This is a genomic window from Microcoleus sp. CAWBG27, from assembly GCF_020883145.1.
Lineage (GTDB): Bacteria > Cyanobacteriota > Cyanobacteriia > Cyanobacteriales > Microcoleaceae > Microcoleus.
The window spans coordinates 1-17,655 of record NZ_JAHREU010000030.1; the positions used below are offsets into that span (position 1 = coordinate 1).

Below are 17,655 nucleotides of genomic sequence, written 5' to 3' on the forward strand. Positions count from 1 at the left end.
TGAAAGTCTTACCTCATGAGTTAAAACAGTATTTGCCCTCATGGCAACGTTCTGAAACTTTACCAAAATGGGATATCACAATTATCCCATTGTGACTGGTATTTTATTTATCCGCGAGTCCCTAAGTCAACCGTATTGAATTATATTGGCGATCGGTGATTGCTGGCATACTCAAGCTTTTTTGCCGTGTACTTGAATGCGTTTGTCGGTTTTTTGTTTCTTAATCCAAGAGATAAATCTCTGGAGTTCGGGGTCATTTTTGAGCTTTTCTAGGGTGTTGAGCTCTAGGGCGAGGTGTTTGTTGTCAAATAGCGAGTGTATCTGGCGGTGACAAGCTGAACAAATGTCGATCGTCTCGCTGGGATCTTCGTTTTTGCGCTTGGTGTTTTGTTTGGGGATCAGGTGGTGGGCGGTTAATGCTTCCATTTGTCGATCGCACAATTCGCACTGCATAATTTCCTCAATGCTGGTGGATGGGGAGAATTGCTTCTTTTAATTTAGCGTCATTTAGGGCGATCGGCTTTGAGAAAGTGAGTAGAGGTCGATCGCACTTCGCAAACAATAAAAAACCCCCAACCGGGGGTCTTAATTTCAGGTGGGACAGGCCTCTTGCCTGCCCGCTAAGTAGAAAAGCCTACGGTCAAATTATGTACAGCAGCACAAACAAAACAATCCAAATTACATCGACAAAGTGCCAATAAATCTCAGTCGCTTCGATGCCGAAGTGGTGTTCGCTAGAATAGTGACCTTCCGCGCGCGATCGCCAAACGACCCCAGCCATCAGCACCACTCCAAACGTCACGTGCAAACCGTGAAAAGCAGTCAAAACGTAAAAGCAACTGGCATACAAATTAGTCGTCAACCCAAACTCTAAATGAGTGTATTCGTAAACTTGACCGCACAAGAAAACGACGCCCATAGCGATAGTCACGAGCAACCAATTTCGCATACCCGTCGCATCATTCTTTTTGATCGCAGCATCTGCATTGTGAATCACAAAACTACTAGCAATCAGAATTACCGTGTTAATTCCCGGCAGCAATAACTCTCGCGCGGGCGTACCTTCAGGCGGCCACATCGGGGCCATCGCCCGATAAATCAAATACGCGGCAAACATACCCATAAATATCATGCCTTCAGATCCCAAGAACACAAGTACGCCTAGCATTCTGTGGTCGGGATGTTCTTCGCCGTGGGCTTCTATTTCGGCGCTGTGGTGGTAATTTAGAGCCGTTTTTTCTGGATCGATCGCTGGAATTTGTTGCATAATAAATTGCTAGTTGAAGGAAGAGGGAAGAGGGAAGAGGGAAGAAGGAAGAACGAAGAAGGAAGAAGGAAGAAGGAAGAAGGAAGAAGGAAGAAGGAAGAAGGAAGAGAATATTCGTGCCAACAATTGTCTGAAAAACTTTGTATTTCTCGTTTATAGCCGAGGCTCGATCCCCCTAAATCCCCCTTAAGAAGGGGAGTAGGGGTTGACTTTGAGTGTGTCCGGTTCCTGCATTCTCAAGGGGGGCTTTGAGTATGTCCAATTCCTGCATTCTCAAGGGGGGTTTTGAGTATGTCCAATTCCTGCATTCTCAAGGGGAGCTTTGAGTGCTTCTTGTCCCCCCCGACCTAAGGGGGGCTAGGGGGGATCGAGAGCTTAATCGTCAGACAGCAGATCGTTACTATGTTTGACTTGTTTGTTGACATTAATGACTAATGACTAATCACTAATCACTAATTGCCATCTTGACTTTCATCAGCAGGAGAATCAACATTTATCTCCGATTCAGGCTCGACCAAAGTTGCAGTACCGCCAAAGAATGTGGAAGCTTGAGCTTCTGCAATCGGAATACCGCGTTTCTGGCCGCTGGCGCTGGCGATCGCATTTTCCCTCAACTTCAGCCTGAGACGTTCGCCAGTGTTCTGAATTTTTTCCATCCCGTAATCGTAAGGCCCGGTTGCCAATACTGGTATTCCTTCAAAATTTTCGATCGGCGGTGGCGAAGTCGTCATCCATTCCAAACTTAAAGCTTGCCAAGGATTGTCACCTGCTTTCGGGCCGTACCTCCAACTCCAAATCACGTTAACAATAAACGGGATTGTCGAGACTGCCAGCATATAAGCGCCCACAGTACAAATGACATTAATTGTCGTAAATTTTGGGTCGTACATTGCCACTCGCCGGGGCATTCCTTGCATCCCCAAAGCGTGCATCGGCAAGAAAGTTACAGTAAAGCCCACATAGGTTAAAACAAAGTGAACTCTACCCCAAAATTCGTTAAGCATCCGCCCCGTCATTTTGGGGAACCAGTGGTAAAAAGCCGCGTAAATTCCAAACACTGAGCCGCCAAACAGCACGTAGTGTAAGTGAGCGACGATAAAATAAGTATCGTGAACGTGAATGTCGAAAGGTACCGAAGCTACCATGATCCCGGTGATGCCGCCGAGGAGGAATGTTGAGATAAAACCCATCCCAAATAACATCGCACTCACTAGGCGGAGTTTGCCGCCCCAAATAGTTGCCAACCAGCTAAATATTTTAATCCCAGTGGGTACGGCGATGATCATGGTGGTGATCATGAAAAACATCCGCAGCCAGCCGGGAGTACCGCTGGTAAACATATGGTGCGCCCATACGATTAAGCCCAAAAAGCTGATGGCAAGACTGGAATAGGCGATCGCCAAATAACCAAAAATTGGCTTGCGCGAGTGCACTGGCAACACTTCTGAAATCACCCCAAAAAAGGGCATGATCATAATGTAAACTGCCGGGTGCGAATAAAACCAGAATAAATGCTGGTAGACGACGGGATCGCCGTTACCAGTCGGGTTAAAAAATGCCGTTCCTGCTAACAAGTCAAAGGATAGCAAAATCAAGGCTGCTGCTAGCACTGGAGTAGCAACTAAAGTCAGCGCTGAAGTCGCAATCATTGCCCAGCAAAACAAAGGCATTTCATTGAGACTCATGCTCGGAACCCGCATCGTGAAGATGGTAACGGCAAAATTTACCGCACCCAAAATCGAAGAAGTTCCGAGGAACAAAACGCTGAGAATCCAAATTTCTTCTCCCATTTGAGCAGTAACTAAGCTCAAAGGCGGATAGGAAGTCCAACCAGCCTGGGGAGCTCCCACCAAAAAACTGCTCAACAGCAATACGCCGGCTACGGGAATCATCCAAAAAGCCAGGGCGTTGAGCCGGGGAAATGCCATATCTTTTGCCCCAATCATCAGGGGAATCAAAAAGTTAGCAAATCCGGCGCCTGCGGGTACGATCCACAGGAAGATCATCACTGTGGCGTGAACAGTAAATAAACTGTTGTAGAGTTCGGGGGCGACAAAATCGGAGTCGGGTGTGGCGAGTTCGGTTCGCACTATCGTTGCCATCACTCCGCCGATGAGATAGAAGCAAAAAGTTGTGACTAGGTATTGAATACCTATGACTTTGTGATCGGTATTAAAAGTGAAGTAGTCTCGCCAATGTCTGTCGGCCGGCGCTGTTCCGCGAGCCTCTAGGTTGGCAGTTTCTTGGAACTGTGCTTGTGTCATAACAACAAAATAAAGGCTTCCTAGTTCGCCGTGGAAACTTCAATCTTAGTTTGTAGTAATGACTTCAGTCATTTTTACCCTTGGGAAACGGACTAAAGTCCTTACTACGAAACTTTTTGTAGTAATCCTTTTAGTCATTTTTACCCTTGGGAGACGGACTAAAGTCCTTACTACGAACCTTTTTGATGAAGGTATGGACTATTTTTAGTGATGAGTTGGGTGAAGTTGTTCTAAGGTTTTAGCATTAATTTTTATTTCCCTGACGTAGGGAGCTAAAAATTCCCCATCGGACAACTTGTCGGGATTGACTGCAACTGCTTGCTCTAGGTTTTGAGTGCTAGCAATTTGCTGTTCTTTCAGCCAACTGTCGAAGTCTTCGGGTGTGTGAACGAATGCTACAGCTTTCATTGCTCCGTGATATGCGCCGCACAATTCAGCACAAACAATTCGGTATTCGCCGACTTTGTTTGGTATAAATCTTAGTTCGCTTCCTCGCCCAGGAATTGCATCTTGTTTGAGCCGAAATTCGGGCATCCAAAATGCGTGCAGCACGTCTTGAGCTGCAAGATTTAGCTGTACGTCGCCGTTGAGTGGCATATGCAGTTCACCGGAACTAACGCCACTTTCTGGATAGCTAAAAATCCAGGCGTACTGCAAACCCATGACATTTACTACTAAGTCTGCTGGTTTTTCTTCGTTTTCTGGGGCAGCACCTACGCCTAGGGCAATTTGTTTTTCTGGCTGAATTTGAGGGGCTTTTTGTGGTGTATCTGACAGCGTGCCTGCGATCGCACTTCCGCGCATTTTAGAGTGCGATTGCATTGTACCGTGGTCGTGATTACCCATCGGATCGAGGCCACCCATTGAGTTGTAAATCTCAAAACTGTAGACTCCGATACCTAAAATAATCACCGCTGGTAGGGCTGTCCAAAGAATTTCTAAAGGAAAGTTATCATGCCAAGCTGGCCCGTCTGTATTGTCTCCTTCACGACGGCGATATTTAATTACAGCAACGACGATCACTCCGTGGACTAGGATAAATAATCCTATGGAAAGTGTCATCATTGTGTTGAATAGTCCGTCTATCTGCGATGCTTGAGCCGAGGCGGCGATCGGCATTAATCCATGATTCTGGCCGTACCAGAGACTGATCAGAGTCACTCCGATGCCGACGAGCATGGTGAGGATGGAACTTGGAATGTTCACAAAGAAATCCGGTAAGTGGGAAGCGAGTCTTTAGACCTGAGAGGAAAACGACGCGACGGTTTCAACACATTCGACTGCGCTCAGTGACCGCCGCATTGAATTCCCTTTCGAGGTTGGAGAGGTATGGTTGCCTCTAGAAATGGAGATATGGTTGTCTCCTTTCTCCCTTGCGGGGTAATGTTCGTGCAGACCTGTTATAAAGGCTTGTTAAACCTGCAACACTGTTGAGCGTGACTTTCAAACTGTTTAATTGCAGATGACAGAGCCCAAAACTGGCGTCGCATTCTCCGGTATCGTGACCTAAATAACGGCTCCTTTTACAAGGGGTCTGGTCAGAACAGCTTGCAATTTCTTACAAGCTCAATGGCACTTAGCCATGAGTTCCTGACGCTGGTACCTTTTAGTAGCGACACTTCTTCGCTGGAATAATTAGGGAAGCGCCTCTGGGTTGTCAATTTTTAATTGTAGATTGACATTTTGAACACAATGCCTATCTTAAGGCTTACTTAAGGCTTAGTATTTGTGGGCGATCGCTTGTTCGGATTAATACGGCTTAGGTCCCTTGACAAAAATCAGAAAAAATGGTAACAAATTTGTTTTCTTTGCTACTAAATCTGAGATTGTTTTTCAAACACCATTAAATGCTGCTGGGGTAACATATCTTTTGTCTCTTTCCATACTAAACCGACGGCGGCCATTTCTTTTTTAACCTGCTGCTGCGTCATTTTGTGCAAACCTTTAATGGGAATCAGCGGATTTTCGCCCCGATACTCGATCGATACCGTGCGGCCTCCCGGTTTGAGTGCTTTGACAATTCCTTGCATCATTTCTCTGGGATATGCGAATTCGTGATAGGCATCCACCATAACAACTAAATCGACGCTGTTTTCCGGCAAATTCGGATTGTCGATACTTCCCAAAACTGGCTCAACGTTAGCAATATTTTTTTCTTGTTTGTTCAATTCAATAAAGTTGAGCATTTCCGGCTGTACGTCAACGGCGAAAACTTTTCCTTCGGGAACTAGGGGGGCGATGCGAAAGCTAAAATATCCGGTTCCGGCTCCAATGTCTGCTACAATGTCTGTTGGTTTTAAATCGAGATTGTTGACTAATCGAGCTGATTTTTCTTCCATGCCGCGAGATGGTCTTTCCAGCCAACTAGCCCCTTGATATCCCATGACTTGGGCAATTTCTCGACCCATGTAAAATTTGCCTGTGCCGTCGGGGTTGTGGATTGTTCGCTGCTGATAAATTGTATCTTGGTTGGCGATTTTATTTGCTGCTGCTGCCCCGATATTGAGCGGAAACACGCAAACTATTGTCAGGATGATTGCTGTTAATAATTTAATGAATTGTGGAATTTTATTCACGGTATTTATGATTGTGTATTTGAATGGTTGCTCGCGATCTGCCCATTGGCGATGACTTAACGTTAAACGTAATTAGGTACGTAGTTGCGCTTCAGCGCTATACGCTTATATTATCAAGAGCGCTGAAGCGCAACTACGTACCTTAAGAATATTGAGAATGGTTCAATATTTAATTTACGGCTGATGATAATAATTTGATTGTACCAGCAGTTGCGTCGATTTCGACTTCTTTGCCGATCGGCAAAGTGAACTTATCCCGAATGTGTCCCACCATCGAACCGTACCACGCGGGAATGTTCAAGGGGCGGATGCGATCCGTCAAGACTTGAGACAAGGTGAGGGACTCTTGCGGCTTTTCGGCCTCGCACTTGGTACACTGTCCGAAAACAAAACCGGATATTTTATCGAGAATGCCTGCTAATTGGAGGTGCGTCAACATTCGATCGATACGATAAACCTCTTCGCTAACTTCCTCGACAAACAAAATACTGTTTTCCCAATCCGGCAAATAAGCTGAACCGATTAGTGTTGAGATTACCGATAAATTGCCCCCGATGAGTTTTCCCCTAGCTGTGCCGCGCCGGATGGTTTCTATAGGCATACTTTTGGAGTTTTGCATGGTCACAGAACCTCCGTCAAACAAAACTTTTTTGACGTAATCTACTGTAAAGGGACTCCAACTTGAAACGCCTAAAGGGCCGTGAAAAGTAACTATATTAGTTTTAGCATGAATTGCCAATAATAGGGCAGTAATATCGCTGAATCCCATAATAATTTTGGGATTGTTGCGGATTATATTGTAATCCAGGAGGGGCAAGATGCGACCGCAGCCCCAGCCGCCCATCCCGGTAAAAATAGCTTGCACTGAGTCGTCGGCAAAGGCTGCGTTGACATCGGCGGCGCGATCGGCATCTTTGCCTGCTAAGTAACCGTAGCGATCGTAAAAATGCTCTCCTAGTTTAACTTTTAAACCTAGGTTATCCAGCACTTTGAAAAATTGCTGCACTTCTTTTTCGTAGTTGAAAGCGGCAGGATTGATTAAGGCTACTGTATCGCCGACTTTGAGGCGGCGCGGCTCGATCGCACTTTTCGACAATAGGTTGGTTTGGGCGACGGGTAAAAGCTGAGTACCAATAGCAGTCAGCCCAAAAGTTCTGAGCAGGTAGCGGCGGGCGAAAGTCATAACTGTTAGGTAATTTGTGCTATGGAAGAAGGAAGAAGGAAGAAGGAAGAAGGAAGAAGGAAGAAAATTAATGGTTTGAGTCGCCATTGAAAACGTCCAAACCGTATTAATTATTGCTATATTACTCTATAATAAGGTGTATAGCCTTTCTCAAAAAGATGAGGTATAACAGACAGTTTGCAAAACCAGTAAACTCAGAGGGCTAAAGCCCAACAACGTACCTCATCTTTCTGATAACCGCTATATAGTAGCTTAGTTTTATTTTGCGATTATTTCATGAAAACAGACAGTAAAATCTCAGCTAAAAAATCCTGGGCCAAATCTTTAGCCCGTCCTGCGGCCGAGTTTCCGCTGACTCAGCTATCGGTTAAAACTGGTAAAATTCCCGACGGATTGCGCGGCACTCTCTACCGCAACGGGCCCGCACGTTTGGAACGTGGCGGTGTTGCTGCGGGACACTGGTTTGACGGCGACGGTGCAATTTTGGCAGTACATTTTACTGATGTTGGTGCTATGGCTGTCTATCGCTACGTGCAAACAGCGGGATATCTAGCTGAAGCAAAAGCCGATCGATTTCTCTACAGTAATTACGGCATGACAGCGCCGGGCCCGGTGTGGTTGCGGTGGACTAAAACTGTTAAAAATGCTGCGAATACTTCTGTTTTAGCTTTGCCCGATCGCCTTTTGGCATTGTGGGAAGGTGGGCCGCCTCATAGCCTTGATTTACAAACCCTAGAAACTATTGGTACAGACAACTTAGGAAATTTAGCAGGAGAATTTAGCTATTCGGCTCACTGCAAACGTGACCCGATTAGTGGTAATATTTATAATTTTGGAGTTGTCCCTGGTGCTACTACTAATTTGAATCTTTATAAAAGTAATTCTACAGGTAAAGTCGTCCAAAAAGCAACTATTGCTTTAAATGGACTTCCACTGATTCATGACTTTGTTTTGGCTGGGAAGTATTTAATATTTTTTGTGCCACCAGTGCGACTCAATTTTTTACCTGTGTTAGCTGGAATTAGCAGTTATGGTGAATCATTTGAGTGGAAGCCGGAGTTGGGAACAGAAATATTAGTTGTCGATTCAGAAACTCTATCTTTAGTTAGTCGCGGCAAAACAGATCCTTGGTTTCAGTGGCATTTTGCTAACGGCTTTGTCAAAGAAGATGGTGAGGTTGCCGTTGATTTTGTGCGCTTTGCTGATTTTACAACTAATCAGCGACTGAAAGAAGTAGCGACTGGTGAAACTCACACCGATGCAGAGGGTATTCTTTGCCGAGTACATCTCAATCCTCTAACGGCAAAAGTGACAGGAATAGAAGAATTGTTGGATAAACCTTGCGAGTTTCCGATTGTACCTGCTTCAGAAATTGGGCAAGACTCGCGGTATATTTATCTGGCAATGTATAGACCTGATGTGAATATTGTACCGGAACGTTATGGCGCGATCGCCCGTTTGGACACAAAAACCCGCAATCTCACAATTGCCGACTGCGGCGAAAATCGCTATCCCGCAGAACCCATCTACGTTCCAGATATTTCCTCGGAGAAAGGTTGGATTTTGACAGTTATTTACGACGGCAATTCTGATAGCAGCGAAGTGTGGATATATGAGGGCGACGGACTTTCCCGCCCGCCTGTTTGTCAGCTAGAATTGCCCGGTGTCATACCTTTGGGCTTTCACGGTACTTGGAAATCGGCCGTCTGAGAAGATTGTAAAGAAGTGTTGCGGAAGATTTATTAAAAATTGTTGCAGCTTTGAGGTGGAGTTGTTAACGTGTGTGTAGATAGGAAATTCTCATATCTAGGAGGTGTGGAATTTATGCTCTATATTGCTCATATATCCTGTGCAAATTTCGACGAATCCCCGGCGAATATCCTCGGCGAATAAATTCGCGCCTACACAGGCAAAGTCTGCCTCCGCAGACTGAAGAAAAAGGGGTAATAAAACCCCGGTGAATATTCCCGGCGAATAAATTCGCGGCTACACAAGCAAAATCTGCCTCCGCAGACTGAAGAAGGATAACCAATCCGGCGAATAAATTCGCGGCTACACAAGCAAAGTCTGCCTCCGCAGACTGAAGATAACTCGGCGAATGAATTCGCGGCTACACAAGCAAAGTCTGCCTCCGCAGACTGAAGATAACTCGGCGAATGAATTCGCGGCTACACAAGCAAAGTCTGCCTCCGCAGACTGAAGAAGGATAACCAATCCGGCGAATAAATTCGCGGCTGCACAGGCAAAGTCTGCCTCCGCAGACTGAAGAAGGATAACCAATCCGGCGAATAAATTCGCGGCTGCACAGGCAAAGTCTGCCTCCGCAGACTGAAGATAACTCGGCGAATAAATTCGCACCTACACAAGCAAAGTCTGCCTCCGCAGACTGAAGAAAAAGCGGTAATAAAGCCCGCTTGGCAATGATTTTCGACTAGGTTTTCTCATGTCAGGCTTGTCTGCTTGAATGAGGTTGAACGACCAGATTTCTGACAGATTTCTGGCAACTTAAAGTTTAGTTCAGCTTGCGCGCACGTCCACGATTCAAAAGGTTTGAGTTTTGAGTTAACTCCACAAATAAATTAGGTATATCTAAACTAGATAGCCTTTACCACAATTATCTATTCTGAGTTGTTACCGCGAAAACATTCAACTCATAACTGATAATTCATAACTCACAACTCCTAACTCCGTGCCGCAGCAAGCATCAAAATCAGAAGGTTTAATCTATTATGCAGCTTCAAGGAAAAACAGCTCTTGTTACAGGGGCTTCACGTGGAATTGGGCGATCGATCGCTCTTGAATTAGCCAAACAAGGCATCAAACGTTTGTTGATTGTGGCGCGCAACCGCCAGCAATTAATTGAATTGGCAGAGGAAATCGATGTTTTTGGTGTAGAAGTAGTGCCATTAGCTTTAGATTTAACTCAGTCAGTGGCGGTGAATATTGCGATCGCCCAAGCTTGGCGAGATAACGGCCCAATTCACCTGCTAGTCAACTGTGCCGGCGTCGCGCACCAAGCATCATTCTTGCGATCGCCACTCCCATTAATTCAGGAAGAAATTGCCTTGAATTTGCTCGGAACCTACACAATCACCCGGTTAATAGCGAGGCGAATGGCTGCCCAAAAAGACGGAACAATCGTCAATGTTTCGAGCTTGATGGGTAAAATTGCGGCTCCGACAATGGCAACTTATTCTGCTACTAAATTTGCCATTTTGGGATTCACCCAAGCTTTACGCAGCGAGTTAGCAGGGTATAATGTTCGGGTAACTGCTTTGCTCCCATCTCTAACAGATACCGACATGGTGCGAGACTTAGAGCAATTCCGGTGGGTAGTGCCCACAACTCCCGAAAAAGTTGCCCTCGCACTGGTGGAGGGATTGCACAAAGATGCGCCGGAAATCTTGGTAGGATATCAAAGTCATTTAGCAGTTTGGTGTCACAGAATTGCGCCTTGGCTGCTCGATTTTGTGTTGCGGATGGCAACTCCTGAACTTAGGGATAAATCCCAGCGCGATCGCAAATTGCGATCGGTTTTAGCTGGCGGGCGATAAATCTGTTTCGCCGCCGACTAACTCGGCGGCGAGTTGGTCGGCGAAGGTCATTCGCGCCTATACAAACGATGTCCGCCAGACGCCGACTAAGGAATGAGAATTAAATAACTTACAATTTTCATTATTGTGGGATGGGCGTCCCGCCCGTTATTTATAGACGGGCGGGATGCCCATCCCACCAGCTTGTGTAAATTATTTAATTCGCGATCCTAAGAAATAAAGCGATCGCAGGGTGTATGTTTCTGTTAAGCTTGATATTATTCTAAATAATATTAAGCTTGCCAGAATGAACAATATAAAATCATTACTGAATTACAAGAGTAGCCAAAAACAAAAAATTTCAGTTCCTCCAAGTCCTCTGGTTGAATTTGCCTCAAGTTGGCGGATAGCTTGGGGGAAAATAGATGCGATCGCAGATGATGCAGCGTGGCGAGATGGTCAAATTGCGATTATTTGCTCTAACCCAAGCGTTCAGCTAATTCTCAGTCCCTCTGAAAAATTTGTGATTGTTGGCGATATTTGGCTCAGCAATCGATCGCAATTGCTGGAAAAATTGGGCATTTCTGCGAGTAGTTGGCAGGGGTGCGATCGCCAATTGGTGGCTCAACTGTGGGAACGCTGGGGCCCTGAATGCTTGCCGCTGCTGGCGGGTATGTTTGCGTTTGCGGTTTGGGACAGAGAATCGCAGGTTTTGCGGCTGGCGCGCGATCGCACGGGCGCGCGCACTCTCTACTACACTAATGTTGGCGCGACTCGCTGGATTGCGCCTCAACTGCGGGCGATCGCAAAATACCACTCAAGGGCGATCGACCTCACAGCCCTGCGAGATTACCTCTGCTGTTCGTTCGTTCCGGGCGATCGTACCCTGTGGCAGCAAGTCCGAGAACTGCGTCCAGGAAGCATTTTAAGCTTCCCTGACGAGACAATTTCGGCATACTGGGAACTGCGAGAACAAGTTGTCGAGGCGGAACAATCTTTAGAATGGCACGGCGCGAGATTGCGAACTATTTTAGACGAAATTGTCCGGGAATATTTGCCAGCAAATCAACCTGTAGGCGTCTTTCTTTCCGGCGGGTTAGACTCTAGCTGCATCGCGGCTTTAGCTGCTCAATTTTGCGATCGGCCAATTCACAGTTACTCAATTCATTTTGGCGAAGAATGCGCCAACGAATTAGAATTTTCCAGTTTAGTCGCCGAACACTGCCAAACTGAACACCACATTTTAGAAATTAGCTTTCGGGATATGTGGGAAAAGTTGCCAGAAACTATGGGTTACTTAGACGATCCGATCGGCGACCCGCTGACAGTGCCAAACTTGCTATTAGGAAGAATGGCGCGGGAATCCGTCGAAGTAATTCTGAACGGCGAAGGTGGCGATCCTTGTTTTGGTGGCCCGAAAAATCAACCAATGTTAATGAACAGCTTGTACAATTCTGTCACTAATTTGGATGCACTGCCAGCATATTTGCTTTCATTTCAAAAGTGCGCGGCGGATTTACCTCAACTTTTAAAACCGGAAATTTGGGCAGCGATGCAAGCAGAACCTTCGGTATTTAGTGCGGATTTGAATGCTAGCGGCAATTATCTGAATCGATTAATGGCGTTAAATATCAAGTTTAAGGGAGCAGACCAGATTTTGACCAAAGTGAACAATTTGACTCAAGCTGCGGGCTTGCACGGGCGATCGCCTTTGTTTGATCAGCGAATCGTGGATTTGAGTATGACGATTCCGCCTGAGTACAAACTATCCGGGGTTGTGGAGAAAGCTGTGCTCAAACAAGCTGTTGCCGACCTTTTACCCCCTCAAATTTTAGACAGACCAAAAAGCGGAATGTTGGTTCCGGTGCAGTTGGGATTTAAGAAGTTTTGGCAACGAGAAGCTAAGGGTTTGTTGCTGTCAAAAAAAGCTGCGATCGCTCCTTATTTCAATCAATCTTTGATACGTCAATGGTTAGATTATGAAGGAGATACCTGGGGGCGTTATGGTGTTAAGTTGTGGTTGTTGGTGAGTTTGGAACTTTGGCTGCAAGGTAATAAGTAATATCAAATAACGTTTGTAGTGAGGACTTCAGTCCTCAGAATTGCGAGCATCTCACTTTTGGAAAAAAGCAATTTCTTTACAGTGCGATCGTCCCCGAAGAGCGAGTGTTGGATAGCTCGCTCTTCGGGGACAGCACTATAAAATCAAAACTGAGATGCTCCCTCTGAATTTGATGAGGAAGGACTAAAGTCCTCACTACGAACCTATTTAGTTGCGATATTGAATGAGCGGGGATATGGTATAAAAACCTCAACCAAAACTATCAACAACATAGATAGAACTATCCGTACCGCCTAGCAGAATCAAACTGCTGTCATCGCCACCTAAATCTCGACTACCGGCAATTCCTCGATTCAAGATTTGAATCAGTTTCTGAGGACTAAACGATTCCAATTCTACATAATTACCTAATTCCAACCACTGCAATTCCTCAGCGGATAAATCTTGGCGGATTTGAGCTGATAATTGTCTAGCATCTCGTGCATTTTGCTCAGAACTTAAAACAAACATATTATCACCAGCCGCCATAATTTGCCGGGGTAGCAGTCCGATATCAATAATTATCGCGCTGTTATCTGGGAACCAATTAGGACTGGTACGCAAGCGGTCAACCAAACCAATTCCTTTGGGAGTGCAATCGTGCAAAGCGTAGACTTTTAATTCGGGATTTCGGCGCAGCATTTGCATAGTTATGTCGAAGATACTTTGGGGATATCCAGTTATACTGAGGACTGCACAGTTGTTTTCAAAGTGAAAATTGTTGGCGATTAAAAATTGGGCAATTTCCGGGCGATCGCACACAACTAATCTGTCAAAACTGTAAGCGCTGACATCGGGACTAACGGCGACATTTTCATTTGTCTCGCGGGGAGATGGCAGCACTTTAGCCAGAGAGTTAATTTTTGTCCAAGTATTCATCCAGCCTTGAAACTGATTTGAGTCAATCGTAAACTTTTGACTATTTGCAGGTTTATTGTCAATTTCTAGACCACTCAAATAGATAGAAGCTAGTCCGAGAATAGAGCTAGCTAAAAATAACGGAAAGGAACTTGATAACAGATTAAAACCGATTCCGAACACCAGAACTATTCCTCCCCAAACTTGCAAAGTCTTTGCAAATTTCTGTCGTTGTTGGTACGGATACTTGCTAGAACGGCTAGCAGTAAAAGTTGCTTTAATCAATAAACTATTGATTACAAACACGACCGCAATCCAAACTATACTTCCTTCAGAAAGAAAACTTGCTGTGAAGATAAAACCAAAGATACCCAAACAGAAATTAAGCAATAGGTATCCTGGGACTGTTAATAAAAAATTAGAAATTTTTGGTTTCGATCGCCTATCTAAAAGGTAAAATAACTGCTTAGGGGTAAAGAACAGCGTGTCGTTAACCGAAATATCTGCGATCGCCCTGGCAAACATCGGGTCAGTTATTTTGACACCAGTCATAGCCGTCGGTTCAAAAGCAAACTGATGGCTGCATCGTAGACAGCGACCTCTATTAGCCGTGCGATCTTTTAACTTATTATCAATTTGGCAGTTAATGCACTTCATAAAAATCTCCTAGTGATGATTCAAAAAACTTGATTTGCTAGCAAAATGCTGTAATCTTCCCTTTGGCGAATCAGGCGATGTTGGCTATTTTCTAACAGCACTTCCGCAGGTCTGGGGCGGTGCAAAAAGTGCGACGACATTGCATAGCCGTAAGCTCCTACGTCTAAAATACCAAGGATTTCGCCAATTACCAAAGCCGGAAGTTGACAGTTTTTCCCCAAATAATCCCGCGAATAAGTCGTATTGCCACAAACATCAGTAAAATGTAGAGCATCCCGACAATTCCAGGTACAAATTTCTCGATAACCACCATGAACCGATGGTACTGAAAGATTAGCAACAGTCGTATCTACACCGACAATTTGTTTGGCTTCTTGCCATTTTGTGGAAACAACTTGAGCGAGCAAAGTAGCACATCCTGCTACAACCGATCGCCCTGGTTCAATTATTAAGTCAATTGCGCGGTCTAATTGACAAATTCTGCTGGTCAATTCTGCCCCAAATAGTTCCCAGTCAAAGGCTGTACCCCCGCTGTGGTAAGGATAGCCAAAGCCGCCACCAAAGTCGAGATATTCCCAATCTGGCAATTGCTGGGCTGCGGCAATTATGGTATCAATTACTTGAGTAAAGGCTGCGGTAGAATTAGTGCCGGTACCGCGATAAAAATGCAAGCCACTTAGCTTTAATCCGGCTGTTTTGGCGATCGCAATTGCTGCGGGAAATTCGGGCGATCGCACTCCAATGCGACTTTCCCCCGTTAATTCGGGCAAATTCAGCCTCAAACCCAGACTGGGCGGTTCTAAAGCCTGCTGGCTTTCCCTGAGAGATTGGTACACTTCACAGCACAACTGCAATTGAGCGAGACTGTCGAAATTCAGAGTTTTGACACCCCATTTGAGAACTTGTTCCATCTCATCTCGGTGCAGATTACTGCCGCTGTAAACAATATTTTGGGGTGCAAAACCTGCCTTAATTCCTAAATAAATATCTCCCGGTGTATTGGCGTGCAATCCCCACCCGCTATCCCGAAAGATTTGCAGCAATGCGATGCTACCGTTGGTAACACTGGCGAAGCAAAATTGAGTTCGCGGATAGGAAATTGCGTTAGTAATGCGGGTGATAGTCCGGCGCAAAATGTCGCTTTGATAAACGTAAAGTGGCGAACCGTAGGTAGCTAATAGCTCTTGGGCTAGGGAAAGAGTCAAAGGAGGTGCTGTGGTGATTGATTTGCGATCGGTAATTGTTGGCATATATTTGTTTGATTTGAGTTGCAAATAAGATTTTTTTAACGAACCGCGAAGACGCAAAGAACGCGAAGTAAGAGAAGAGGAAGGATTCACAAAAAATGTTGCTTTTATTCTTGCCACCGCTGGCGGTAATTCCAAACCTGTCGAGGCAACCAAAACGGATGATTCCAAGATTTATTTTTCACATCCTCACCTAAAATTTGCGATCGCCAATTTTGCCACATCACCAACAGCCAAATCATTTCGCCAATGCGTCTGCCTTGAATTCCGGCTGCGAATTTGCCGGACATAATTTGAGCCGCTAAATCTGGTTTCCAGTGTTTCTCTGACAGTAACACGGCAGGATTCAACCAATCGCCCATGTCATGCCAAAATTCGTTAAAACACCACGAAGTTAAGGGCACGCCCATACCGCGCTTTTCCCGCCACACTATGTCCGCAGGTAGCCAATGTTCTACCGCCCGTTTGAGGATGTATTTCTCGCAAGCACCTCGCAAACACAGTTCTCCCGACAGTTGAAATGTCCAGTCTGTGAGGGCAAAATCGCAAAAGGGCGATCGTACTTTTAGACCAAAAGCCAAAGCCAAATTAGCAGCCCGCGGATGGATGTTCTGCGCGCCTTTCAGCATCAAACCCGCGCGGCGGAGGCGGTGCAGCAAAGACGCGCCCACAGAAGGATTAAGAGCCTCTAACAGCCAATCTTGAGGCTGCACATTCAGAATTTCCGTGTAAAATTCCGGCTGATAAACTTTAGATTCGTATCCCGACAGACGGTGAAAAGTTCGCAAGTATTGCAAGGCAAAAGTTTGGTCTCCGGCGGGATTTGCTGCTTGATAAACAGCCGCTGCAATCAGAGGTTTATTCGTCCAGCCCGCAAATAACTGATCGCCACCTTCGCCGTTGAAGACGATCGCACATTCTTGACTTGCAGCCTCATTTAACAGGTACAGCGGGACTGTAACTCCGTCACCAAAGGGCAAATCTAAAGCTTTCACCGCAGAATGCAAGGCTTGTTTAATCCGGCGCGGGCTCGCATCTACCTTGACTAAGGGAATGTTCAGAAAGTAAGCAACTTGTTGAGCCCAAGGATATTCGGGAATTCCGGCCTCGCCGAAGTCGAGAGTATAAGCGCGGACTTTGACTCCGGCTTTGATTAATAATGCTGCGACAATGGAAGAATCTAAACCGCCTGATAGAAATACTCCGACTGTTTCATTGCTATTGATGTCCGAAATTTGACGTTCAACGGCATCTTTAAGTAAGCTTTGCAATTGTGTTATTGCTTCTACTTCGTCTTGTATTTCTTCTGAACTTTCTCGCCATTCTAACAAACGTTTTGAGTTGGCTTCAAGAATGAGACCGCTATCTCGATCGCACTCCCATGTCAATTCGGTTCCGGCGGGAACTGCGAACACATTTTCTACGGGAGTTAAGGGAGTTGGAACGTAGGAAAAACAGCTATACCCGTACAAGCCAGGAATGCTAATATCTGGTTTTTTGCAAATATTTAATAATAGTTGTATATTCGATGAGAACCAAATACTCTGCTCGATTTGCGTCCAGTAAAGTGTTACTCGCCCAAAGGGTTCTCGTCCCAAAATTAGGCAATTTTCGCGGACGTTTGCCCAGGCATCGGGTAACAGCAAACCGTTGGCTGATGGATAAGTCGATAGCCCAGATGCTGAGAGGGCAGAGATCTGCCAAGTTTTAGCGCTTTTTTGGGTTGGCAAGTCTGGCGGGCGATCGCATTCGCTACTGGCAACATTCCAGATCGGGGAATTTGGGCTATTTACTGTGGTAAAATTGGAGAAATTCTCAACTTTTGGAACAGAAATTTGTCTCCCAGACTGGTTGATAATTTTAGCTAGCAGTGCTTCTAATTTCTGGCGAGAGTCGCAGCCCCAGTATCCGACAAATTGACGCGGTTTGGTGGTTGTCATAAAAAAGATACTATGGGAATTAATTCTTT

12 protein-coding genes are annotated in these 17,655 nt (G+C 45.5%); 3 read left to right on the top strand and 9 right to left on the bottom strand.

Annotated elements, in window-relative coordinates; all coding sequences use genetic code 11:
* Positions 1-171 precede the first annotated feature (171 nt).
* From QZ938_RS17490 to QZ938_RS17515, 6 genes are all read right to left on the bottom strand, one after another.
* Entirely contained in the window at positions 172-453 is a 282-nt protein-coding gene (locus tag QZ938_RS17490) for an HNH endonuclease (protein ID WP_293146394.1), read from the bottom strand.
* Between the two features lie 187 nt (positions 454-640).
* Positions 641-1,267: a heme-copper oxidase subunit III gene (locus QZ938_RS17495; RefSeq protein ID WP_293146389.1), complete on the bottom strand. Its 627-nt coding sequence runs from the start codon at positions 1,265-1,267 to the stop codon at positions 641-643.
* Between the two features lie 452 nt (positions 1,268-1,719).
* On the bottom strand, positions 1,720-3,531 hold the full coding sequence (gene ctaD, locus QZ938_RS17500; RefSeq protein WP_293349926.1) for a cytochrome c oxidase subunit I: 1,812 nt from the start codon (positions 3,529-3,531) through the stop codon (positions 1,720-1,722).
* Between the two features lie 204 nt (positions 3,532-3,735).
* Positions 3,736-4,737: a cytochrome c oxidase subunit II gene (locus QZ938_RS17505; RefSeq protein WP_293146383.1), complete on the bottom strand. Its 1,002-nt coding sequence runs from the start codon at positions 4,735-4,737 to the stop codon at positions 3,736-3,738.
* Positions 4,738-5,345: 608 nt separating this feature from the next.
* Positions 5,346-6,107 (bottom strand): class I SAM-dependent methyltransferase, encoded by a 762-nt coding sequence (locus QZ938_RS17510; protein ID WP_293146381.1) that lies wholly within the window; start codon positions 6,105-6,107, stop codon positions 5,346-5,348.
* A 169-nt stretch (positions 6,108-6,276) separates the two neighbouring features.
* Positions 6,277-7,290, bottom strand: coding sequence for an LD-carboxypeptidase (locus QZ938_RS17515; protein WP_293349929.1), 1,014 nt, complete (start codon positions 7,288-7,290; stop codon positions 6,277-6,279).
* Between the two features lie 276 nt (positions 7,291-7,566).
* Between QZ938_RS17515 and QZ938_RS17520 the strand changes: the two genes are divergently transcribed.
* From QZ938_RS17520 to QZ938_RS17530, 3 genes are all read left to right on the top strand, one after another.
* A complete protein-coding gene (locus QZ938_RS17520; protein WP_293349932.1) occupies positions 7,567-9,000 on the top strand; it encodes a carotenoid oxygenase family protein in 1,434 nt (477 codons plus the stop codon).
* A 1,019-nt stretch (positions 9,001-10,019) separates the two neighbouring features.
* Positions 10,020-10,844 (top strand): SDR family oxidoreductase, encoded by an 825-nt coding sequence (locus QZ938_RS17525; protein WP_293337746.1) that lies wholly within the window; start codon positions 10,020-10,022, stop codon positions 10,842-10,844.
* Between the two features lie 286 nt (positions 10,845-11,130).
* Positions 11,131-12,885: an asparagine synthase-related protein gene (locus QZ938_RS17530; protein WP_293349935.1), complete on the top strand. Its 1,755-nt coding sequence runs from the start codon at positions 11,131-11,133 to the stop codon at positions 12,883-12,885.
* Positions 12,886-13,134: 249 nt separating this feature from the next.
* On the opposite strand, the gene QZ938_RS17535 is transcribed toward QZ938_RS17530, so the two are convergent.
* From QZ938_RS17535 to QZ938_RS17545, 3 genes are all read right to left on the bottom strand, one after another.
* Positions 13,135-14,439, bottom strand: coding sequence for a hypothetical protein (locus tag QZ938_RS17535; protein WP_293349938.1), 1,305 nt, complete (start codon positions 14,437-14,439; stop codon positions 13,135-13,137).
* A 20-nt stretch (positions 14,440-14,459) separates the two neighbouring features.
* Positions 14,460-15,689: a decarboxylase gene (locus tag QZ938_RS17540; protein ID WP_293349941.1), complete on the bottom strand. Its 1,230-nt coding sequence runs from the start codon at positions 15,687-15,689 to the stop codon at positions 14,460-14,462.
* Between the two features lie 104 nt (positions 15,690-15,793).
* Positions 15,794-17,626 carry an asparagine synthetase B gene (locus QZ938_RS17545; protein WP_293349944.1) on the bottom strand — a complete coding sequence of 611 codons (1,833 nt, stop codon included), beginning with the start codon at positions 17,624-17,626 and terminating at the stop codon, positions 15,794-15,796.
* Between the last annotated feature and the right edge of the window lie 29 nt (positions 17,627-17,655).

What these genes read in the sequence shown, in the direction of transcription:
- QZ938_RS17490 (WP_293146394.1), bottom strand. Translation starts at nt 453, where the DNA reads ATGCAGTGCGAATTGTGCGATCGACAAATGGAAGCATTAACCGCCCAC.
- QZ938_RS17520 (WP_293349932.1), top strand. Translation starts at nt 7,567, where the DNA reads ATGAAAACAGACAGTAAAATCTCAGCTAAAAAATCCTGGGCCAAATCT.
- QZ938_RS17545 (WP_293349944.1), bottom strand. Translation starts at nt 17,626, where the DNA reads ATGACAACCACCAAACCGCGTCAATTTGTCGGATACTGGGGCTGCGAC.
- QZ938_RS17530 (WP_293349935.1), top strand. Translation starts at nt 11,131, where the DNA reads ATGAACAATATAAAATCATTACTGAATTACAAGAGTAGCCAAAAACAA.
- QZ938_RS17515 (WP_293349929.1), bottom strand. Translation starts at nt 7,290, where the DNA reads ATGACTTTCGCCCGCCGCTACCTGCTCAGAACTTTTGGGCTGACTGCT.
- QZ938_RS17495 (WP_293146389.1), bottom strand. Translation starts at nt 1,267, where the DNA reads ATGCAACAAATTCCAGCGATCGATCCAGAAAAAACGGCTCTAAATTAC.
- QZ938_RS17525 (WP_293337746.1), top strand. Translation starts at nt 10,020, where the DNA reads ATGCAGCTTCAAGGAAAAACAGCTCTTGTTACAGGGGCTTCACGTGGA.
- QZ938_RS17540 (WP_293349941.1), bottom strand. Translation starts at nt 15,689, where the DNA reads ATGCCAACAATTACCGATCGCAAATCAATCACCACAGCACCTCCTTTG.
- QZ938_RS17535 (WP_293349938.1), bottom strand. Translation starts at nt 14,439, where the DNA reads ATGAAGTGCATTAACTGCCAAATTGATAATAAGTTAAAAGATCGCACG.
- ctaD (WP_293349926.1), bottom strand. Translation starts at nt 3,531, where the DNA reads ATGACACAAGCACAGTTCCAAGAAACTGCCAACCTAGAGGCTCGCGGA.